General features: G+C 36.5%; 16 protein-coding genes, 20 tRNA genes, 2 rRNA genes, 1 riboswitch and 1 other annotated feature (1 of these 40 cut by a window edge). Of the genes, 32 read left to right on the top strand and 6 right to left on the bottom strand.

Annotation, left to right across the window (positions count from 1 at the left end):
• The 27 genes from QM017_RS06120 to QM017_RS05990 form a co-directional block, all read left to right on the top strand.
• A 23S ribosomal RNA gene (locus tag QM017_RS06120) occupies window positions 1-215 on the top strand (it extends 2,701 nt beyond the left edge of the window).
• A gap of 74 nt (window positions 216-289) precedes the next feature.
• Window positions 290-406: ribosomal RNA gene (gene rrf / locus QM017_RS06115) — 5S ribosomal RNA — on the top strand.
• 5 nt (window positions 407-411) lie between these two features.
• Window positions 412-484, top strand: a tRNA-Val gene (locus QM017_RS06110).
• Window positions 485-487: 3 nt separating this feature from the next.
• Window positions 488-560 (top strand) — tRNA-Lys (locus tag QM017_RS06105).
• A 74-nt stretch (window positions 561-634) separates the two neighbouring features.
• Window positions 635-707 (top strand) — tRNA-Thr (locus QM017_RS06100).
• Between the two features lie 3 nt (window positions 708-710).
• Window positions 711-782, top strand: a tRNA-Gly gene (locus QM017_RS06095).
• A 10-nt stretch (window positions 783-792) separates the two neighbouring features.
• Window positions 793-878 (top strand) — tRNA-Leu (locus QM017_RS06090).
• Between the two features lie 20 nt (window positions 879-898).
• Window positions 899-972, top strand: a tRNA-Arg gene (locus QM017_RS06085).
• Between the two features lie 8 nt (window positions 973-980).
• Window positions 981-1,054, top strand: a tRNA-Pro gene (locus QM017_RS06080).
• Between the two features lie 27 nt (window positions 1,055-1,081).
• Window positions 1,082-1,155, top strand: a tRNA-Met gene (locus tag QM017_RS06075).
• A gap of 19 nt (window positions 1,156-1,174) precedes the next feature.
• Window positions 1,175-1,248 (top strand) — tRNA-Ile (locus QM017_RS06070).
• A 36-nt stretch (window positions 1,249-1,284) separates the two neighbouring features.
• Window positions 1,285-1,374 (top strand) — tRNA-Ser (locus tag QM017_RS06065).
• 9 nt (window positions 1,375-1,383) lie between these two features.
• Window positions 1,384-1,457: transfer RNA gene (locus QM017_RS06060), tRNA-Met, on the top strand.
• Window positions 1,458-1,462: 5 nt separating this feature from the next.
• Window positions 1,463-1,535, top strand: a tRNA-Asp gene (locus QM017_RS06055).
• A gap of 28 nt (window positions 1,536-1,563) precedes the next feature.
• Window positions 1,564-1,636, top strand: a tRNA-Phe gene (locus tag QM017_RS06050).
• Window positions 1,637-1,649: 13 nt separating this feature from the next.
• A tRNA-Gly gene (locus QM017_RS06045) sits at window positions 1,650-1,720 on the top strand.
• Between the two features lie 8 nt (window positions 1,721-1,728).
• A tRNA-Ile gene (locus tag QM017_RS06040) sits at window positions 1,729-1,802 on the top strand.
• A 13-nt stretch (window positions 1,803-1,815) separates the two neighbouring features.
• A tRNA-Ser gene (locus tag QM017_RS06035) sits at window positions 1,816-1,903 on the top strand.
• 6 nt (window positions 1,904-1,909) lie between these two features.
• Window positions 1,910-1,981: transfer RNA gene (locus QM017_RS06030), tRNA-Glu, on the top strand.
• Between the two features lie 11 nt (window positions 1,982-1,992).
• A tRNA-Met gene (locus QM017_RS06025) sits at window positions 1,993-2,066 on the top strand.
• 5 nt (window positions 2,067-2,071) lie between these two features.
• Window positions 2,072-2,144, top strand: a tRNA-Asp gene (locus QM017_RS06020).
• Between the two features lie 78 nt (window positions 2,145-2,222).
• Window positions 2,223-2,322, top strand: a riboswitch (SMK box riboswitch).
• Window positions 2,320-3,519, top strand: coding sequence for a methionine adenosyltransferase (gene metK, locus QM017_RS06015; RefSeq protein WP_282709143.1), 1,200 nt, complete (start codon window positions 2,320-2,322; stop codon window positions 3,517-3,519). Its footprint overlaps the riboswitch before it by 3 nt.
• A 169-nt stretch (window positions 3,520-3,688) precedes the next feature.
• The gene (locus QM017_RS06010; protein WP_282709142.1) at window positions 3,689-5,803 is read left to right on the top strand and encodes a LysM peptidoglycan-binding domain-containing protein; all 2,115 of its coding nucleotides are present in this window, start codon (window positions 3,689-3,691) and stop codon (window positions 5,801-5,803) included.
• Between the two features lie 95 nt (window positions 5,804-5,898).
• Window positions 5,899-6,105: a binding site (T-box leader), on the top strand.
• Window positions 6,106-6,172: 67 nt separating this feature from the next.
• Complete coding sequence (gene leuS / locus QM017_RS06005) at window positions 6,173-8,584, top strand: leucine--tRNA ligase (protein WP_282709141.1); 2,412 nt, start codon at window positions 6,173-6,175, stop codon at window positions 8,582-8,584.
• A gap of 169 nt (window positions 8,585-8,753) precedes the next feature.
• Window positions 8,754-9,218: a GNAT family N-acetyltransferase gene (locus QM017_RS06000; RefSeq protein WP_282709140.1), complete on the top strand. Its 465-nt coding sequence runs from the start codon at window positions 8,754-8,756 to the stop codon at window positions 9,216-9,218.
• Between the two features lie 77 nt (window positions 9,219-9,295).
• Window positions 9,296-10,933, top strand: coding sequence for a polysaccharide biosynthesis protein (locus QM017_RS05995; RefSeq protein WP_178195673.1), 1,638 nt, complete (start codon window positions 9,296-9,298; stop codon window positions 10,931-10,933).
• 7 nt (window positions 10,934-10,940) lie between these two features.
• A complete protein-coding gene (locus QM017_RS05990; RefSeq protein ID WP_282709139.1) occupies window positions 10,941-11,657 on the top strand; it encodes a pseudouridine synthase in 717 nt (238 codons plus the stop codon).
• Between the two features lie 31 nt (window positions 11,658-11,688).
• On the opposite strand, the gene QM017_RS05985 is transcribed toward QM017_RS05990, so the two are convergent.
• Window positions 11,689-12,537: an NAD(P)H-hydrate dehydratase gene (locus QM017_RS05985; RefSeq protein WP_178195669.1), complete on the bottom strand. Its 849-nt coding sequence runs from the start codon at window positions 12,535-12,537 to the stop codon at window positions 11,689-11,691.
• A 104-nt stretch (window positions 12,538-12,641) separates the two neighbouring features.
• On the opposite strand from QM017_RS05985, the gene pepV reads away from it, so the two are divergent.
• Window positions 12,642-14,039 (top strand): dipeptidase PepV, encoded by a 1,398-nt coding sequence (pepV, locus tag QM017_RS05980; RefSeq protein ID WP_282709138.1) that lies wholly within the window; start codon window positions 12,642-12,644, stop codon window positions 14,037-14,039.
• A gap of 393 nt (window positions 14,040-14,432) precedes the next feature.
• Here the strand turns inward: pepV and QM017_RS05975 are convergent, their stop codons facing one another.
• The 5 genes from QM017_RS05975 to QM017_RS05955 form a co-directional block, all read right to left on the bottom strand.
• A complete protein-coding gene (locus tag QM017_RS05975) occupies window positions 14,433-14,540 on the bottom strand; it encodes a helix-turn-helix transcriptional regulator (protein ID WP_282709137.1) in 108 nt (35 codons plus the stop codon).
• A gap of 69 nt (window positions 14,541-14,609) precedes the next feature.
• Window positions 14,610-15,068 (bottom strand): GNAT family N-acetyltransferase, encoded by a 459-nt coding sequence (locus tag QM017_RS05970; RefSeq protein ID WP_282709136.1) that lies wholly within the window; start codon window positions 15,066-15,068, stop codon window positions 14,610-14,612.
• Window positions 15,069-15,077: 9 nt separating this feature from the next.
• Complete coding sequence (locus QM017_RS05965) at window positions 15,078-16,247, bottom strand: GNAT family N-acetyltransferase (RefSeq protein WP_282709135.1); 1,170 nt, start codon at window positions 16,245-16,247, stop codon at window positions 15,078-15,080.
• A 255-nt stretch (window positions 16,248-16,502) separates the two neighbouring features.
• Window positions 16,503-16,586, bottom strand: a tRNA-Leu gene (locus QM017_RS05960).
• Window positions 16,587-16,650: 64 nt separating this feature from the next.
• Entirely contained in the window at window positions 16,651-16,941 is a 291-nt protein-coding gene (locus QM017_RS05955) for a hypothetical protein (protein ID WP_178197063.1), read from the bottom strand.
• A gap of 229 nt (window positions 16,942-17,170) precedes the next feature.
• Here QM017_RS05955 and QM017_RS05950 point away from each other — a divergent pair, with 229 nt between their 5' ends.
• From QM017_RS05950 to QM017_RS05935, 4 genes are all read left to right on the top strand, one after another.
• Window positions 17,171-17,452 (top strand): hypothetical protein, encoded by a 282-nt coding sequence (locus QM017_RS05950; protein WP_282709134.1) that lies wholly within the window; start codon window positions 17,171-17,173, stop codon window positions 17,450-17,452.
• A gap of 104 nt (window positions 17,453-17,556) precedes the next feature.
• Window positions 17,557-18,006 carry a universal stress protein gene (locus tag QM017_RS05945; RefSeq protein ID WP_178197059.1) on the top strand — a complete coding sequence of 150 codons (450 nt, stop codon included), beginning with the start codon at window positions 17,557-17,559 and terminating at the stop codon, window positions 18,004-18,006.
• 47 nt (window positions 18,007-18,053) lie between these two features.
• Window positions 18,054-18,386 carry a hypothetical protein gene (locus tag QM017_RS05940; protein WP_282709133.1) on the top strand — a complete coding sequence of 111 codons (333 nt, stop codon included), beginning with the start codon at window positions 18,054-18,056 and terminating at the stop codon, window positions 18,384-18,386.
• Between the two features lie 243 nt (window positions 18,387-18,629).
• Window positions 18,630-20,060 (top strand): amino acid permease, encoded by a 1,431-nt coding sequence (locus QM017_RS05935; RefSeq protein WP_178197055.1) that lies wholly within the window; start codon window positions 18,630-18,632, stop codon window positions 20,058-20,060.
• The last annotated feature ends 50 nt before the right edge of the window (window positions 20,061-20,110 follow it).

Raw genomic sequence — 20,110 nt, 5'->3', positions numbered from 1 at the left:
TGGTGTACCAGTTGTTCTGCCAAGGGCATCGCTGGGTAGCTATGTATGGATGAGATAAACGCTGAAAGCATCTAAGTGTGAAACTCGCCTCGAGATTAGATTTCCCATTCCTTTGGAAGTAAGACCCCTGAGAGATGATCAGGTAGATAGGATGGAAGTGGAAGTGCCGTGAGGCATGGAGCGGACCATTACTAATCGGTCGAGGACTTAACCAAAGTCAAAACGCAGTTTTCTCTGAAGTGTTTGAATCTAGTTTTGAGAGAACAAATTTCTTTCAACATTTAAATAGTGCGGTGACGATGGCATGAAGGATACACCTGTTCCCATTCCGAACACAGAAGTTAAGCTTCATTACGCCGAGAGTAGTTGGGGGATCGCCCCCTGCAAGGGTAGGAAGTTGCCGTGCTAAATGGAGGATTAGCTCAGTTGGGAGAGCGTCTGCCTTACAAGCAGAGGGTCACAGGTTCGAGCCCTGTATCCTCCATATGAGTCGTTAGCTCAGTCGGTAGAGCATCTGACTTTTAATCAGAGGGTCGACAGTTCGAGCCTGTCACGACTCATTTAAAAAAATAAATAAAAACTATTGACACCATGAAGTTGATTTGATAGAATATGAAATGTTGTCGCTAATGTTGCCGGCTTAGCTCAGTTGGTAGAGCATCTGATTTGTAATCAGAGGGTCGGGCGTTCGAGTCGTCTAGCCGGCATATGCGGAAGTAGTTCAGTGGTAGAACATCACCTTGCCAAGGTGGGGGTCGCGGGTTCGAATCCCGTCTTCCGCTTTATCATTATGCCGGGGTGGCGGAACTGGCAGACGCACAGGACTTAAAATCCTGCGGTGAGTGATCACCGTACCGGTTCGATTCCGGTCCTCGGCATTTTGATTTTAATTTAATATGCACCCATAGCGCAACTGGATAGAGTGTCTGACTACGAATCAGGAGGTTGCAGGTTCGACTCCTGCTGGGTGCATTTTTTATCGGGAAGTAGCTCAGCTTGGTAGAGCACCTGGTTTGGGACCAGGGGGTCGCAGGTTCGAATCCTGTCTTCCCGATAGGGATATGATAAAAGATCCTGTTTTCGCGGTGTAGCTCAGCTGGCTAGAGCGTCCGGTTCATACCCGGGAGGTCGGGGGTTCGATCCCCTTCGCCGCGATTAGTACAAAGCTGTACTTGGACCTTTAGCTCAGTTGGTTAGAGCAGACGGCTCATAACCGTCCGGTCGTAGGTTCGAGTCCTACAAGGTCCATACTTGTAGTGAGCAAGTTACTTTAAAATTTATAATGGAGGATTACCCAAGTCTGGCTGAAGGGAACGGTCTTGAAAACCGTCAGGTGGGTAAAACCACGCAAGAGTTCGAATCTCTTATCCTCCTTTTTATTATCGCGGGATGGAGCAGTCTGGTAGCTCGTCGGGCTCATAACCCGAAGGTCGTAGGTTCAAATCCTGCTCCCGCAATTTCTGGTCCTATGGTGTAGGGGTTATCACGCCTGCCTGTCACGCAGGAGATCACCGGTTCAAATCCGGTTAGGACCGTTAGTAGTAATACTTATTTTAAAAATATGGCTCGGTAGCTCAGTTGGTAGAGCAATGGATTGAAGCTCCATGTGTCGGCAGTTCGATTCTGTCCCGCGCCATTATAAATACCATGCGGGTGTAGTTTAGTGGTAAAACCACAGCCTTCCAAGCTGTTGTCGCGAGTTCGATTCTCGTCACCCGCTTTAATTATGGGCCTATAGCTCAGCTGGTTAGAGCGCACGCCTGATAAGCGTGAGGTCGATGGTTCGAGTCCATTTAGGCCCATTTTTTGTCTTATGGAGAAATACTCAAGTGGCTGAAGAGGCGCCCCTGCTAAGGGTGTAGGTCGGTAACACGGCGCGAGGGTTCAAATCCCTCTTTCTCCGTATGATGGCCCGTTGGTCAAGTGGTTAAGACACCGCCCTTTCACGGCGGTAACATGGGTTCAAATCCCGTACGGGTCATATATAATTATCGCGGGATGGAGCAGTCTGGTAGCTCGTCGGGCTCATAACCCGAAGGTCGTAGGTTCAAATCCTGCTCCCGCAATTTCTGGTCCTATGGTGTAGGGGTTATCACGCCTGCCTGTCACGCAGGAGATCACCGGTTCAAATCCGGTTAGGACCGTTGTGACTTAATAATTTTGACCATCTTATCTGATGGTCTTTTTTTATTTTCTTTTTATTGTCAACTGTGTTAGACTTTATGTGTTACAATCGTTTCCCGAAAGGATTCACATTATATTATTTCGTGAAGATGCCTTGTAACCAAATAATCAATTATTATAATGGGGGAATCTAAATTGACAGAAAGACATTTATTTACATCTGAATCTGTTTCAGAAGGACATCCTGATAAAATCGCTGATCAAATTAGTGATGCAATTTTAGATGCAATTTTGACACATGATCAAAATGCTAGAGCAGCTATTGAAACTACTGTGACAACAGGTTTAGTTGTTATTGTAGGTGAAGTATCAACATCAGCATATGTTGATATTCAAAAGGTTGTTCGTCAAACTATTAAAGATATTGGCTACACTAATGGAAAATATGGATTTGATGGAGATAATTGTGCAGTATTGACTGCTATTGATGAACAATCTGCAGATATCGCTTTAGGTGTCGATAATTCTTTAGAAACTAAGGCTGGGAATAATGAAGATATTCTAGATCAAATTGGTGCAGGAGATCAAGGGATGATGTTTGGGTATGCTATTGATGAAACACCTGAATTAATGCCTTTACCAATTTCATTGAGTCATCGTTTGATGAGAAAAATTGCACAGCTAAGAAAAGATGGGACATTGTCGTACTTAGGACCAGATGCTAAAGCGCAAGTGACAGTTGAATATGATGAGAATAATAAGCCACAAAGAGTAGATACAGTAGTTGTATCAACGCAACACAATGCAGATACATCTTTAGAAACAATTCGTAAAGATGTGATAGAAAAAATCATTAAAACTGTTATTCCAGCTGAATTTTTAGATGAAAAAACTAAATACTTTGTTAATCCAACTGGACGTTTTGTAATTGGTGGACCACAAGGTGATGCGGGATTAACTGGACGTAAGATTATTGTCGATACTTATGGTGGTTATGCCCATCATGGTGGTGGTGCTTTTTCAGGTAAGGATGCGACTAAGGTGGATCGCTCAGCTAGTTATGCGGCACGTTATATTGCAAAAAATATCGTTGCTGCTAAATTAGCGAAGCAAGTTGAAGTACAATTAGCGTATGCTATTGGTGTTGCTCACCCGGTCTCAGTAGCGGTTAATACCTTTGGAACTGGTGTTATTTCTGAAGAAAAATTAACTAGTGCGATTAGGGAAGTATTTGATTTGCGTCCAGCAGGTATCATTGAAATGCTAGACTTAAGACGTCCTATTTATAAGCAAACTGCTGCTTACGGCCATTTTGGAAGAACTGATATTGATTTGCCTTGGGAAAGAACAGATAAAGTAATTCCTTTAAGACAAAGTTTAGATTTGAAAGATTAAAAGATAAGACTGGTACTAAATTACCTATAGTATTTTAGTTGCCAGTTTTTTTATTAAAAAAGAAAGGCTTATCTTTTAAAAATTTTAAGTTTTTACGTGAAATAGTTCGGAAAACAGATTATAATATACTAGGAGTGGTATTTACATTTGAGAAACGGAGGAGAGGAATTTGAAGAAGAGAAAAGAACGTATTGATGCTAAAAAAGATCAGCTATTAACCGAAAATTTAAAATCAGTTAAAAAAGCGACAACGTATTTAGGAACAACAATCTTAATGAGTACGGCAGCATTAGCTGTAAGTAATAAAGATAAAGTTCAAGCGGATGAAACTGTTCAAGTAAATGCTAATAATAGTAATCAAAATGCAACTAGTCAAGATGATAGCAGTACAAATGTTGCACCAGTGTTGGCTGAACAGACACAACAAGAGCAAACGAAAGAATCAGTAACACAACAATCACAGCAAGAACAACAGCAAGTTCAACAACAAACACCAAAACAAGATACTGTTGTAGCGCAAGTCCCAGAAGCAGTTAATCTATCAGTGTTTTCTAGGGCTTATCCGGCTAATGTACAACAATTCTTAAATACAATTGCTCCAACAGCACAACGTTTAGCTCAGCAACGAGGGGTTTATGCGTCATTAATGATTGCACAAGCAGCTCTTGAAAGTGCATGGGGAAGCAGTGCTTTAGCAACTAATGCGTATAACTTATTTGGAGTTAAATGGACAGGAACAGGTGCATATGTAACGATGCAAACACAAGAGTATTATGATGGAGCTTATCATACTGTTTATGCTAAATTCCAAAGATACTCAGGATATGAAGAATCGTTAAATGGTTATGCTAATTTGATTGTAACCCGCTTCCCTAAATCAACAAAATCGTATTCATCTACGGTTGAGCAAGCTGCCCAAAATTTAAGATATGGGGTTTATGGTACATATGCCACAGATCCTAATTATGCAAGTAAACTGATTTCTGTGATTAATACTTATAATTTACGACAATATGATACCAATAACGGTGTCTCAAATGATAGTAACCAAAATTCTGGTAATACCGGCAATACAAATACAGGCGTTACTGGAACATATACAGTTAAAGCAGGGGATACATTATGGGCAATTTCGCAAAAAACGGGTGTATCAGTTGCTAACTTACGTGCATGGAATAATTTGAACTCTGACATCATCTATGTTGGTCAAGTTTTGAAACTTTCTGCATCATCTAACAACGGTAATCAAAATAATAATTCAGGAACTAACAATGGAAACACCACACAGACTCCAAATCAGACAAATACACAAATGTATACAGTCAAGAGTGGCGATTCATTATGGGCAATTTCACAAAAATATAACGTGAGTGTTGCACAAATTAAATCTTGGAATAATTTGACTTCAGACGTAATCTATGTTGGACAAGTGCTCAAAATTCAAGCACAAACCCAACAAGATAGCAATACTAATCAAGGAAGTCAAAATCAAGGTAATCAAAATCAACAAACACCAAGTACTAATACTCAAACTTATACAGTCAAGAGTGGCGATTCATTATGGGCAATTGCAACTAGTCATAATATGACTGTTGATGAATTAAAGAGATTAAATAATCTTTCTTCTAATTTGATTGTTCCAGGCCAAGTCTTGAAGATTAGCCAAACAACAAGTTCAAATACTAATAATAGTGGTAATCAAAGTAATAACAACAATAATCAAACATCAACACCATCGACTAATTATGCAACCTATACAGTCAAGAGTGGTGATTCGTTATGGGCAATTGCTAACCGCAACAATATGAGTGTAGCTAGTTTGAAGGCCTTGAACAATTTGAGCTCAGATGTAATTTATCCAGGTCAAGTACTGAAAATTTCAGGACAACAAACAACACAACAGCCAAGTAGTAATCAACAAAGTAGTTCTGCTAAGCCACAAGAAGTCCAACCAAGCGGACAAACCTATACGGTTAAGAGTGGTGATTCATTGTGGGCAATTGCCAATAGATATAACACAACTGTTGCACAACTTAAACAGCTAAATAATTTATCAAGCAATACAATATATGTTGGTCAAGTGTTGAAACTAAGTGCAAATGGTACAATTAATTCATCAATTACGGTTAAACCAAGTACTAACTCTAAGACATATGTGGTTAAGAGTGGTGATTCGTTATGGAAGATTGCAATGAATAATTCCATGACTGTTAACCAATTAAAAGTATTAAACAACTTGACTTCTGATACGATTTACGTTGGTCAGACATTAAAGTTAAATTAGACAAATAAAGGCAAGTTAGCTTATTTAGAGCAGCTTGCTTTTTTGCTTTAATCCAAGCTTGCAAATATAGTGAAACTTTGCTAAGATGATATTAATATTTAACGCTGAGAAGGAATAGTAAAATAAGGCTGCGTTTCAGAAAGTACGTGGTTGTTGTGAACGTATAACGGGTTTTATTTGAACTCACCTTTGAGTTCTTTGTTGAAAATAAGTAGGCAAAGACGGTATTTCCCGTTACGAAAAAATGAGTGTTGACGTGTAGTCAAAATATAGGTGGTACCGCGAATTTTTTCGTCCTATCGAGGAGCTAATTAGCTTGCGATAGGGCTTTTTTTATGATTTTTAAAGATGAAAGGAAGTAATTTTTTTATGGCATATTCGCATCAAAAAATTGAAAAGAAATGGCAACATTACTGGGATGAACATAAAACTTTTAAAACAACGGAAGACGAAAATAAAAAATATTTTTATGCATTAGATATGTTTCCTTATCCATCTGGGCAAGGTTTACATGTTGGTCATCCAGAAGGATATACAGCCACAGATATTATTTCACGCATGAAAAGAATGCAAGGCTACAACGTTTTGCATCCAATGGGTTGGGATGCATTTGGATTGCCTGCCGAACAATATGCATTAAATACGGGTAATTCTCCACGCGAATTTACTAAGAAAAATATTAATAATTTCAGACGTCAAATTAAATCTTTGGGACTTTCTTATGATTGGGATCGTGAAGTTAACACAACTGATCCTGAATACTATAAATGGACACAATGGATTTTTGAACAACTTTATAAACGTGGTTTAGCTTATGAAGCAGAAGTTCCGGTTAACTGGAGTCCAGATTTAGGGACAGTTGTGGCTAATGAAGAAGTTATCGATGGTAAGACTGAACGCGGTGGTTTTCCTGTTATCCGTAAGCCAATGCGCCAATGGGTTTTAAAAATTACAGCATATGCTGATCGCTTAATCGATGATTTAGAAGAATTAGATTGGCCAGAGGCAATCAAAGAACAACAAAGAAACTGGATTGGACGTTCAATTGGTGCATCTATTAAGTTTAAAGTTGCTCAAAGTGATGCGCAAATCGAAGTATTTACTACTCGTCCAGATACAATTTTTGGTGCAGCTTGCATGGTCTTAGCTCCAGAACATGAGTTAGTAAAATCATTAACAACTCCAGAACAAAAAGCTGCGGTTGAAGCTTACGTAGATGAAGTTTCACATAAATCAGATCTTGAAAGAACTGATTTGGCTAAAAATAAAACAGGTGTCTTTACCGGAAGTTATGCAATTAATCCAGTAAATGGACAAAAAATTCAAATTTGGATTGCAGATTATGTCTTAGCTTCCTATGGTACAGGGGCTATTATGGTAGTTCCAGCACATGATGAACGTGATTATGAGTTTGCCAAGAAATTTGATTTGCCAATTGTAGCGGTAATTGAAGGCGGCGATATTACAAAAGAAGCTTATACTGGTGAAGGGGTTCATATTAACTCTGATTTCTTAAATGGATTAGGTAAACAAGCTGCTATTGATAAGATGATTGAATGGTTAGAAGAAAAAGGAATTGGTGCTAAGAAAGTTAACTATCGCTTACGTGACTGGTTATTTTCACGCCAACGTTACTGGGGTGAACCAATTCCAGTAATCCATTGGGAAGATGGTGAAACAACACTAGTTCCTGAAGAAGAATTACCATTATATCTACCAAAAGCAACTAATATCCAACCTTCGGGTACAGGGGAAAGTCCATTGGCTAATTTGGAAGATTGGGTTAATGTAGTTGATGAAAATGGTCGCAAAGGTAGGCGTGAAACCAACACAATGCCACAATGGGCTGGGAGTTCCTGGTATTTCTTGCGCTATATTGATCCACATAATCAAGATGCAATTGCAAGTTTAGATAAACTTGAAAAATGGCTTCCAGTTGACTTATATGTGGGTGGGGCTGAACATGCTGTATTACATTTATTATATGCACGTTTCTGGCATAAATTCTTGTATGATTTAGGGATTGTGCCAACTAAAGAACCATTCCAAAAATTAGTTAACCAAGGGATGATTTTAGGTAGCAATCATGAAAAAATGTCTAAATCTAAAGGCAATGTAGTTAATCCAGATGATATTGTTGAAGAATATGGTGCAGATACTTTACGATTGTATGAAATGTTTATGGGACCACTTGATGCATCAATTGCTTGGAGTGAAGATGGACTAAATGGTGCTAATAAGTTCTTACATCGTATTTGGAACATGTTGATTGATGAGCAAGGACAACTTCGTGACCGTGTAACAACAATTAATGATGGTTCTTTAGATAAGGTGTATCATCAAACAGTTAAGAAAGTTAGCGAAGATTTTGAACAATTACACTTTAACACAGCTATTTCACAAATGATGATTTTTGTAAATGAATGTTATAAAGCCCAAGCTTTACCATTGGAATATATGGAAGGTTTCGTCAAATTATTAGCTCCACTTGTACCACATTTGGCTGAAGAACTTTGGACAAAATTAGGTCACGTCGGAAGTATTGCTTATGTTTCTTGGCCAACTTATGATGAAAGTAAGTTAGTTGAAAGTAGCGTTGAAATTGTTATTCAAATTAACGGCAAAGTTCGTCAACGTTTGGTAGTCGCTAAAGATGCAAGTAAAGATGAATTAGAAAAAGTTGCATTAGGCGATGCAAAAATTGCTGAAGAATTAGCAGCTAAGACCGTACGTAAAGTTATTTCGGTTCCTGGCAAATTGGTTAATATCGTGGCCAACTAAATTTAAATACTTTCTAGTGTTGGTCAAAAGAATTTTTCTTTTGGTCAACACTTTTTAATTTATTAACCCTCAAAAAATCATTTAAGATTTCTTTTTAAAAGCACCAAAGATTGGATTTACACTAGTGCTTTGTTATAATTTAGAAAGATTGAAATGGAGAGAAAAGTTCATGGGGATAAAGATTGTCATATATCAGCCCAGAGATATTGATGAAGTGGCTGCGTTATTTTATCAAACAGTACACACAATTAATGCTAAAGATTACACCCCTAAACAACTAGACGCCTGGGCGCCTAAAAAATATAGTAAAGAATTACTCAATAAGTCTTTACTAAGTGATTTTAGTTTAGTAGCTAAAATAGATGGAAAAATTGTGGGCTTTGGTGATGTATATCCAGACAAAGGTTATATAAATCATTTATATGTGCACAAGGATTATCAAGGACAAAAAATAGGTACGACACTTTGTAAAGATTTAGAAGGATTGGTAATTCCTTCAAAAGTAATACTACATTCTTCTTTAACCGCTAAATCTTTTTTTGAACAAAATGGTTATTCATTGGTCAATAAGCAAGTTGTCGATCGGCGTGGAGTTAAGCTATTAAATTGTGTAATGCAAAAAAACTTAGATTAGCGCTTTGATTTTAGATTTAATGAGCAAGGTGATTTTCAAAGGGAGAATAGTTTCGTTAGTAGAAAGTAGGATATAAAATGGATGAAAAAAATACGGTACCAAAACAACAAGTTTCAGCCAAAGAAAAGATGTTAAAAGGCTCCGCTTGGATGACTGCAGGCAGTATCTTTTCTAGAGTTTTGGGAGCCATTTATATTATTCCTTGGTACAGTTGGTTTGGTAGTGATCGTTTGCAAGCGAATGCTTTATATACTAAAGGTTATACTATTTATAGTTTGTTTATCATGATAGCGACTGCAGGAATACCAGCAGCGGTAGCTAAACAAGTATCCAAATACAATGCTTTAAATGAATATCAAGTTGGGCGTAGATTGTATAAGAAAAGTTTTGGTATTATGTTAGCCTTAGGAATCTTGTGTGCTGCAATTTTATGGTTAGGAGCACCGTTTATTTCACAAGGAGATAAAAATGTTATACCGGTTTATCGTTCTTTGGCAATTGCTTTAACGGTTATTCCAATTATGAGCTTAACTCGTGGCTTTTTCCAAGGCTATCAAGATATGGCGCCATCGGCTTTATCACAATTAGTTGAACAAATTGTACGTATCGTTTATATGTTAGCTGCTACATTTTTGTTGATGAAACTTTTACAAGCGGATTATGTTTCAGGTGTTGTCCAATCGACTTTTGCGGCTTTTATTGGTGCATTAGGTGGATTGGGTTTATTAGCTTTTTATTATTTGAAAAAGAAAAGAAGTTTTGATCAATTAGCAAAACAAAGTAATAACCAATTGGAAGTTTCTGATAATCAATTATTAAAAGAAGTTTTGAGTCAATCTGTACCATTTATTTTAGTTGGGGCTGCCATAAACATTTATAATTTAATTGATCAATATAGCTTCCAGCCAATCATGCAACATGTTAATCATTGGTCTTTAGAAACCATTAATGCTTATTATGCATTATTTGCTGGAAATGCCAACAAGTTAATAATGATTGCTGTTTCATTAGGATCTGCGTTAGCAGCAACAGTTGTACCCTTATTGTCTGCTGCAGCAACACGAAAAGATAAAGTAGCGGTTCAAAAACAGTTACTTGATTCGTTTGAATTGTTTTTATTTGTGATGTTGCCAAGTTCATTTGGAATGGCTGCCGTGGCTAAACCATTGTATGTGTTATTTTATGGTTATGATTTTACAGGTGTTTATGTATTACGTATCTCAGCTTATTTGGCGTTATTTTTAGGGATGTATATGGTATGTGCAGCTTTGGTTCAAGGCGTTTATCATAATAAGATGGCTATTCGTTGTACGCTTGTGGGATTAATTGTCAAATTGATATTACAATATCCACTGACAGCTACATTAAATGTTTATGGGCCATTGTTAGCGACAGGAATAGGAATGGTCGTCTCTTGTACGTTAATGTTGTCATTTTTATATTATAAATATCAATTAAACATTATTAAGACACAAAAAAGAGCAAATCTTTTGATGATTTTTGCGATGTTGATGTATGTGGTTGTTTTCATTCTTGTATATTTGTTAAGTTTGCTTATCAATCCGTATAGTCGGATAGGAGCGATGGTTATTTTAGTGATTGTTGCTGGAATTGGCGGTTGGTTATATGTCTTTTTATGTTTAAAGAGTAGGGTTGCCGATGCTATTTTAGGTGCAAAAACGCAAAGAATTCGACACTTGTTAAGAATTAAGTGAGGTTAGTATGCGAATTGATAAATTTTTAGCTGATGTAAATTTGGGGACACGTTCTGAAATCAAGAAAATAATCAAACAAAAAAGAGTTAGGGTAAATGATGAAATTATTCGTGATCCCAAAATACAAGTTGATTTGGAAAGCAAGGTTTATGTAGACGATAGCTTGATAACTTATCAACGTTATTTTTATTATATGTTAAATAAACCTCAAGGTGTAATCAGTGCAACGAGTGATACTAGTGCGCGCACGGTATTGGATTTAATTGCTAAAAAGGATTTAGTTAAAGACTTAGCTCCAGTTGGACGATTGGATAAGGATACTACTGGTTTGTTACTTTTGACCAATGATGGACAATTAGCTCACGATTTGTTGGCACCTAAAAAGCACGTTGCTAAACTTTATCAAGCCTTGATTGCTGGAGTAGTGGATGAACAAACTTGTGAATCTTTTGCGTGGGGATTAATTTTAAAAGATCAAACGCAACTAAAACCGGCTCAGTTAGAAATTTTGAGTGTAGATTTAAATAAAGAGCAATCTTTGATACAAATTACTATTAGCGAAGGAAAATACCATCAAGTTAAGCGAATGTTTGGAGCCGTTGGAATGAAAGTTTTAACTTTAAAGCGGCTTAAGATGGGAAATTTAACCTTAGATCAAACGTTAAGACCTGGTCAGTATCGTCCTTTAAGTATGGATGAATTAGCAATGTTAAAACAAAGCTAATTAAAAACGACTCAGTAAATGAGTCGTTTTTTTAGTGATTAAAACAAATCTTATGCATGAAAACTGGCAAATAAGTGCTTAATTTGGTTGGTAAGACAACATAATTAGTTAAAGAAAGCTCTTGGGCAACTGCGCTGTGTAAGTAAACAGCGGCATTAATTTTATCAAAAAGAGGTGAATTAAACTGTGCAATTATAGCGGCTAAAATACCGGCTAAAGTATCACCCATTCCACCTGTTGCCATATAAGGGCCACCGATTGGTAACTCATAGCATTGATTTTTAGGATGGTAAATCTGGGTGTGATGTTTTTTTAAGACAACCCAGGCATTTAGCCGATCACAAGCTGCTTGATTTAACTGCCAAGAATCTTGTTTGGAAATTTCAATACCAGAAAGACGTTGCCACTCCATTTGATGAGGCGTATAAATGACATTTTGGGCTTGAATCTTGGAAAGTAAAGCAGGATATGTAGCCAATAAAGTAACAGCCGATCCGTCAATGATGAGTGTTTGCTTTTCTTGGCAGTTTGCCATGACTGTCAAAAAAATTTCATAAGCACGTTCATCAGTGCCTAAACCAGGACCAATCACAATAACGTCATTATTACAACAAGCATTAGCCAAAGCAACCTTATCAAAAAAATTAACAAACATAGCTTCAGCAACAACGCTGTGTAAAGCTGTAAGATTTTCTTTAGCACAAGCACAAGTAACTAAACCAGCACCAGCATTAACACATGCTAAAGCACTCATGATGATTGCTCCACCGTAATTTTGATTACCTCCGACTAATAACACCTTACCAAATGTTGCTTTATGACTGATTGCAGGGCGTTTAGTGATAACAGAATTTAAAATTTGCTCAGATAGTTGTTGCATATAAACGACTCCTTTTGGACTTGAATTATTTTAATTATACTGCATGGTTATCTTTAAATAAATGTGCTAAAATTATTAGCGTAGATAAACAAGGAGGGATCGATATGACAATCGATTGGCAAGCCGAGGTCGCCAAAAGAAAAGACGATCTTTTAAACGACTTGATTGCACTTTTGAAAATTGAAAGTGTGCGTGATGAAAGCAAAGGAACACCACAAGCTCCATTAGGTCCAGGACCTAAAGAAGCATTAGATGCATTTTTAGCAATCGGACAACGCGATGGCTTTGAAACCATGGAATTAGATGGTTTAGCCGGGCATATTGCTTATGGACAAGGTGATGAAATCTTAGGGATTTTAGCACACGTTGACGTGATGCCTGCTGGTAAAGGTTGGGAAACCGATCCATTTGACCCAGTAATCAAAGACGGTCGTTTGTATGCACGTGGTTCTTCAGATGATAAAGGACCAGGAATGGCTGCTTATTATGCTTTAAAGATTATCAAAGACTTAAACTTACCAGTTTCTAAGAAGGTACGTTTTATCTTAGGAACAGATGAAGAAAGTCAATGGCGTGGGATGACACGGTATTTTGAAAAGATGCCACATCCAGATTTTGGTTTTTCACCAGATGCCTTTTTCCCAATTATCAATGGTGAAAAGGGAAATGTTAGCTTGGTAGTTAACTTTGGAAAAGAAAATGGTTCGGAATTTAGGTTGACTAATTTTGATGCTGGCTTGCGTGAAAACATGGTACCACGCGATGCAACAGCAACGGTTGTAACTGAAGATTGTGCAGCGATTGCTAAAGCTTTTGATGAATTTATCGATCAATACCCAATCGAAGGTAACTATGAAATCAATGAAGGTCAAATTATCTTAAATGTAATTGGTAAGGCAGCGCATGCGCAAGAACCAAGAAACGGTGAAAATGCCGGTACCTATTTGGCATTATTCTTGAATCAATATGGTTTTGGTAAGGATGCTAAGAACTTCTTAGAATTTGCAGCTCAATACTTACACCAAGATTCACGGATGGACAACTTCCAAACTGCTTATACAGATGAAATCATGGGTGATTTGACGATGAATGCTGGCTTGCTATCGTTTAATGAACAAGACGGTGGTAGTGTAACAATGAACTTCCGTTTCCCTAAAGGAATTGATGAAGTTCAAATTAAAGCAGCGGTAGAGAAGGTTGTTGCTCCAATGAACGCAACAATTGAACAAGGTCGTGTACAAGTGCCACACTATGTATCACCTGAAGATCCGATTGTTTCAACCTTACTTGATGTTTATCGTCGTCAAACCGGTGAAGATGCTCAACCAAAAGTGGTTGGTGGCGGCACGTATGGCCGTTTGATGGAACGTGGAGTAGCCTTTGGAGCAATGTTCCCAGATACACCAGATACGATGCATCAAGCAAATGAATTTATTCCGGTTGATGATTTGTTAAAAGCAACTGCTATTTATGCCGAATCAATCTATGAATTAATCAAATAATAAAAATAGACCAAAATGAAGTGATTTTTAAAATCACTTCATTTTGGTCTATTTTTTATTTTGCCACATTTTACCTAAAATGTCTTTAAGAACTAAGAAAGCTTCAAGCTCGGTATAGTCATAATCTTTTTTTTATTGTGTTAATAGCCCACGTAAACCAAGAACATAGTCTTTAGTAGTGACTTCTTTTGTGTACTTTAGTAAAATCGGATATTTTTGTCCCCATAACTTAGTCCAATCAACTTTTTCTTGGATGTTATCTGGAGCTTTTGCAATGGCTTCTTTGATTTGACTGAGGTTAGTATCAAATGTTAAGAGTTCATCTAGACTAGTTTGATAAATTTTGGCGAGACGCTTAGCTTGATAGACGTTGGGTAAAGTTTCGTCTGTTTCTCATTTTGAGATCGTTTGGCGACTGACTCCTAGTTTTTGTGCGACTTGTTCTTGTAACAAACCTTGTTTTTTACGTTGATTAAATAAACTTTGGCCAAGATTGCTCATTTGATCATTTAGGATACGCTTATTTCCAAATCAAAACCAGCGCTTTTTTGAGCAGTTTGGCCCGTAAAGTTAACAATTAGTCAATTTCTTTTTGAGATAAATCATATCAACCAATTGTATACCTTCTTCGAATATTTCATGATCATAATTATCTAAAAAGAAGTTTTTGATACGATAGGCATATTCAAAACCACAGTGCTGATAAAAATTCATGGTCACGGGACTTTGACCGGTCCCAACATAAGCAAATGTTGCTTTGGGATATTTTTGACAGACTGCTAATAAAAGTTTTTTACCTAGTCCTTGGCGTTGAAATACCGGTAAAACTGCTAAATTTTTAATTTCTATATCCGTTTTGTTAAACGGTAAGACTAGACAAGTCGCACAAAGTGTTTGTTGATATATTAAAGCATACATTTGTCCTTTAAACATATATTGTGCGACCAATTCTGGTTGTTCATCGGCTAAAAGCAAAAAATCTAAGAAATCTTGGCGTTTTGTCACGGGAATTTCAATTATGTTAATCATGACAGTCTCCTAGAAATAATCGACTAAGGTAGGCGTAACTGCGCTTAAAGCAGCATCTAGCTTGGTTAGCACGATCTTATCTGCGACTTTTATTTGACCTAATTTAGCTAAACGACTAGCCGAAGTTGCTCCTAGAAAAATTTGACTAAGTTGTTGAATTGTCAAAGTAAGTTGGGCTTTTGCTGAAGTCTTGACTAAACTGGTAACACCATCTTTAGCTTGTAAGCGCCAGATTCCGGTGTTTTGGCTAAGTACAGGATCACTTAATTCTAAACAAATATCGAGATTACCAGCAAACGGATAGCTATCAAAAAAACTCTTTAAATCAACGATTCGCGCCATCATGTATGGAACGATTTTAGCTTCAAACAAATACGGATCACTTGTGAACAAACCTAAATAATCAAGATTAGGTGTTTCGTAGATGATTGTGGTAAATGAATTTTGATGCTTGCTGATAAAAGTTAATAAAGCATTTTTAGCTATGGAAGTTTGATAGACAAATTCTTTAATTGTCAAAGTTAACCCAGAACGTTCATACAATAAATAACCTTGAGCTACTGCATTATCATCGTAATAAACGGCAACGTCCCAGGAATTTTTTAAGGTTAAATAATGCCACCAATTCTTGGAACGAATGATTCCACCGTTATTAGCTAATGGACTATTTTTATAAAGTGGATCGATTATGGCAATGAAATCTATGAGTGCGCCTTTTTGGAGGTGTCCGCAAGTAACTTTAGGAATTTGGAATTGTCTTAGTTTATCTGCGCTAATTTGATAATGTATCTTGTCAAAAACGTGTTCGTAACCAAACTTGCGATAATAAGTAAACGAAAAGGGAGCCAGATAAGATAAAGCGACCTTTTGTTGTGCCATTTTTTCAAGAGCATAGCGCAATAAATTGCCAGCACCACCACGACCGCTGTACTCAGGAGCGGACATCACATCACCGATTCCATGCATTGAATAAGTTGCACTTTGGAAACCAACTGTCAAAGGAATTGCATATAAGGCGCTGACAAGTTGATCATTTGCTTTGATGCCATAGGTTAATGCTTGATCATAGCGATAAAAAAAGAAATCCCGGCGCTGTTGGCTATCTTCTTTGTTAAATGCATACAAGTAAAGTTCATAAAATTGTTGTTGCTCAGTAGCTGTCGTTAGTTCGTAGTTCATAATGTGTTCTCCTTAGAAAATATATATTTTAATATAAAAGTATAAGATAGCATCTTAAGCTTATATTAATTTAAATATAGTCTTTGCAATTTTTTATTTGTAGTTGTAGTGGATTTTATCCAAGAATAAAATTATAATATCACATTAATAATTTATTTAAAGCGTTAACATTGAATATGTAATCTTGATATCGATATTTTTAATCCAAATACTAAAAAAGAGCCCTTAAAAAGGACTCTTACCATTCTTATAAAATGCCGCTGACAGGAATCGAACCTGCACTTGGAAAACCAAACAACGACCTGAACGTTGCGCGTCTGCCAGTTCCGCCACAACGGCAAAAAGATTCAAGTCGAATCTTTTATTAATATACCGTATTTTATATAAAAAGAAAAGTCTTTTATTAAGAGAGTGGCTTTTTAGGGAAGCCTACAACTGTACCATAGCCATGTAATAACATATATTTAGGACCAACTGATACGCGAACGATTTGTGGTTCAAAACGAACTCCAATGATACCATCACCGTCTTTGGCGACAGCACGTTCGATTAATTTGGTTTTGACTTCATTATATAATTCATCGTATTGATCAACTTCATCTAATTGATCAGCACTCAATTCACGTTTAACAGTAGCGTTGATAACGCCTTTGATAGTATAAGTACGATTGATTTCACCGGTTGTTAAAAACATTTTATCCCTCCTAAGTAAAGCTTAGTACTACTGTTAGTATAACATTTTTTGAACATTATGTCTGTTAGAAGGATAATTATAAGAAAAAGCTGAGAAGTTGACCTAAGGGTATAAATCATGGTATTGTAATAAGAAAGCGGTTTCTAAAAATTAGCTATTGGAGAAGATGTAATATATAGGTATTACATTTTTGAAAACGCAAGAAAAAAGCATTTATGGAGGAGAGAAAATGGATTATTATTTAGAACGAGCTAAGCTTTACCAACAACAAGCTCAACAAGCACTTAGTTATATGACACGAGGTGAAACTAATCTAGCTAATTTGCTTTTAAAAAATTTGAAACGGTCATATGTTTCTGAAATGGATAATATGAATGATAAGAAACATGATTTTTACACAGTATTGGTAGACATGAATTCTTTTTTATCTGATGAATTAGACGAGATGACTGAGTTAGAATATATACGTAACAAATTTAGAGAGTATGTTTTAATTCATGAGGATAACTAAAATTAAATTGAATTGTCTCAATCTAGTTTATAAAGATAAAGTATGTTATAATTATATTAGAAAAGACACCAGTCTGAAACAATTTCTACAAGGAAGTGTTTACCATGACAGAACAACAATATACAAATATTTTAGTGCCAGTTGATGGCTCTCAAGCAGCTGAACATGCATTATATAAAGCAGTTGAGATAGCTAAACGTAATAAGGCGCACATTGATGTGTTAAATGTAATTGATTTAAAACAGTTTTCCGTTAGCTTTGCTGGAATGATTGATGTTAATGGAGATGTTGTTTATCAAACATTTGAAGATATTGATAAATATTTAGTTGAATTAGTTGATACTGTTAAGAAACAAGGATTTGAAGACATTGAGGCACATGTACGTTTTGGTGCACCACGAACAGTGATTGCGCGTGATTTTCCTAAAGATCATAAAAATGATTTAATAATCATGGGCCCAACAGGACTAAATCCAGTTGAACGAGTATTAGTGGGTGCGGTCACAGACTATGTTATTCGTACTGCTACTTGTGATGTTATGATAGCACGTTAAACAAAGGTGACCTAGGTAAGGTCGCCTTTTTAATTAAAGGAGAAAAAATGATTTTTACAATAATAATTTATATAGCTTTTGTCGTCATAACTATTTATAATATTAAAACTAATTATGACTTAATTAAATATCGCTCAGGCAAGAGGTTACGTAATCCAGATGAATTATCAGTTCGTGAAAATTTGCAATTAGGTAAATTGGTTAAAGAAAAACGTAAGTGGTCACTTTTGGGACAAGCATTATTTTTTGTATCACTATTTATTGCTGTTAAAAGGGACCTTGTTTTTTTGGCATTTTTTATGACGCTTTATTCTGTAACCATGATTAGTGTTACACAGCTTGAAAAAAAGATTGTTAAACTTTTGGATCCATTGAAATAAGGAGAGTGCACCTGTTAGGTTAAACTCTTCTTTTTTAATTCTAATAATTCTTTCATAAATATTAGAAAAAACTTTTTTATAAAGAGGAAAATGCTAAAAGTAAGGGTTTGTTTGAATTGCTTTTCTTATTTTAGTAAAGATTTTTCTAATTTTTCAATTGACCTGTTAAAAGTTGTTTGCTATAATTTTTTTAACTATTCTTAAGAATTACGTTTGTAATAAGAGAGTCGGAGGAGAAACTATATGAAGAAATTTTGGAAACGCATGACGTTAAAAGAAGATCCAAAAGTTTATAAGTTAAAAGATGCGCACCTACCGCAAGTTTTAACAGTTAAAGACTTTTTGGCCTTAGGGGTTGGGACGATTGTTTCAACATCAATTTTTACTTTACCCGGGGTAGTAGCTGCGCAACATGCAGGTCCTGCCGTTGCTTTATCATTTTTAGTGGCTGCAGTTGTGGCTGCTTTGGTAGCTTTTGCTTATGCTGAAATGTCGTCTGCCATGCCATTTGCAGGTTCAGCTTATTCATGGATTAACATTATTTGGGGCGAAGTTTTTGGCTGGGTTGCCGGTTGGGCTTTATTAGCAGAATATTTCATTGCCGTAGCATTTGTTGGTTCTGGTTTATCTGCGAATTTTAGAGGCTTAATTGCACCACTTGGTGTTAAATTACCATCACAACTATCAAATGCTTTAGGAACTGATGGTGGTTGGTTTGACTTAGTAGCTGTGATCGTAATTGTTTTGATTGCGCTGCTATTGTCACGAGGAGTTTCTGGGGCTGCACGTGTTGAAAATGCATTGGTTGTTTTGAAAGTTTTAGCAATTATCTTATTTATCATCGTTGGTTTGACGGCGATTAATTTCGATAATTATGTACCTTTCATTCCTGAATATCATAAGAATGCTGATGGAACTTCTTTTGGTGGTTGGCAAGGAATTTATGCAGGGGTTTCTTCTATTTTTCTTTCTTATATTGGTTTTGATTCTATTGCAGCAAATGCAGCAGAAGCTAAAAATCCATCTAAAACGATGCCACGAGGAATCTTGGGTTCACTAGCAATTGCAGTTGTGTTATTTGTGGCTGTATCGCTTGTTTTAGTAGGAATGTTTAAATATACTAACTATGCTGGTAATGCAGAGCCAGTTGGTTGGGCCTTGCGTCAAGCAGGCCATCCAGCAATTGCCTCTTTAGTGCAAGCAATCGCTGTTATCGGAATGTTTACTGCCTTAATTGGGATGATGATGGCTGGTTCACGCCTATTATATTCATTTGGTCGCGATGGAATGTTGCCTAAATGGTTAGGTGCCTTAGACAAAGATAACCAACCACGAAATGCGTTGATTTTATTAACTGTTGTTAGCATTATTTTAGGAGCTGTTTTCCCATTTACAACACTTTCACAATTAATTTCTGCAGGAACATTAGTAGCATTTATGTTTGTTTCTTTAGGAATTTATCGCTTGCGTCCACGTGAAGGAAAAGATTTATTACAACCAGGTTTTAAGATGCCACTTTATCCAGTAATGCCTGCCTTAGCCTTTTTAGGATCATTAGTTGTCTTTTTAGGATTAGATAATGAAGCTAAACTTTACACAGGTGGCTGGTTTATTATTGGGATAATTATTTATCTGACATATGGTATGAAAAATTCTTATTTGAATAAACAATAAAATAAAAACTCCAAGCTTTGTAAAGAATGTGCTTTTGAGTGTACGATTAA

It is taken from the genome of Ligilactobacillus sp. Marseille-Q7487, from assembly GCF_949152225.1.
Taxonomy (GTDB): domain Bacteria; phylum Bacillota; class Bacilli; order Lactobacillales; family Lactobacillaceae; genus Ligilactobacillus.
The sequence above is the reverse complement of the archived record's forward strand: the minus strand, read 5'-3'. Positions and strand labels throughout refer to the sequence as shown.

Bases quoted from the DNA above. Each gene is read 5' to 3' on its own strand.
- leuS (WP_282709141.1), top strand. From the start codon at position 6,173: ATGGCATATTCGCATCAAAAAATTGAAAAGAAATGGCAACATTACTGG.
- QM017_RS06000 (WP_282709140.1), top strand. From the start codon at position 8,754: ATGGGGATAAAGATTGTCATATATCAGCCCAGAGATATTGATGAAGTG.
- QM017_RS05995 (WP_178195673.1), top strand. From the start codon at position 9,296: ATGGATGAAAAAAATACGGTACCAAAACAACAAGTTTCAGCCAAAGAA.
- QM017_RS05990 (WP_282709139.1), top strand. From the start codon at position 10,941: ATGCGAATTGATAAATTTTTAGCTGATGTAAATTTGGGGACACGTTCT.
- QM017_RS05985 (WP_178195669.1), bottom strand. From the start codon at position 12,537: ATGCAACAACTATCTGAGCAAATTTTAAATTCTGTTATCACTAAACGC.
- pepV (WP_282709138.1), top strand. From the start codon at position 12,642: ATGACAATCGATTGGCAAGCCGAGGTCGCCAAAAGAAAAGACGATCTT.
- QM017_RS05975 (WP_282709137.1), bottom strand. From the start codon at position 14,540: ATGAGCAATCTTGGCCAAAGTTTATTTAATCAACGTAAAAAACAAGGT.
- QM017_RS05970 (WP_282709136.1), bottom strand. From the start codon at position 15,068: ATGATTAACATAATTGAAATTCCCGTGACAAAACGCCAAGATTTCTTA.
- QM017_RS05965 (WP_282709135.1), bottom strand. From the start codon at position 16,247: ATGAACTACGAACTAACGACAGCTACTGAGCAACAACAATTTTATGAA.
- QM017_RS05955 (WP_178197063.1), bottom strand. From the start codon at position 16,941: ATGTTTTTAACAACCGGTGAAATCAATCGTACTTATACTATCAAAGGC.
- QM017_RS05950 (WP_282709134.1), top strand. From the start codon at position 17,171: ATGGATTATTATTTAGAACGAGCTAAGCTTTACCAACAACAAGCTCAA.
- QM017_RS05945 (WP_178197059.1), top strand. From the start codon at position 17,557: ATGACAGAACAACAATATACAAATATTTTAGTGCCAGTTGATGGCTCT.
- QM017_RS05940 (WP_282709133.1), top strand. From the start codon at position 18,054: ATGATTTTTACAATAATAATTTATATAGCTTTTGTCGTCATAACTATT.
- QM017_RS05935 (WP_178197055.1), top strand. From the start codon at position 18,630: ATGAAGAAATTTTGGAAACGCATGACGTTAAAAGAAGATCCAAAAGTT.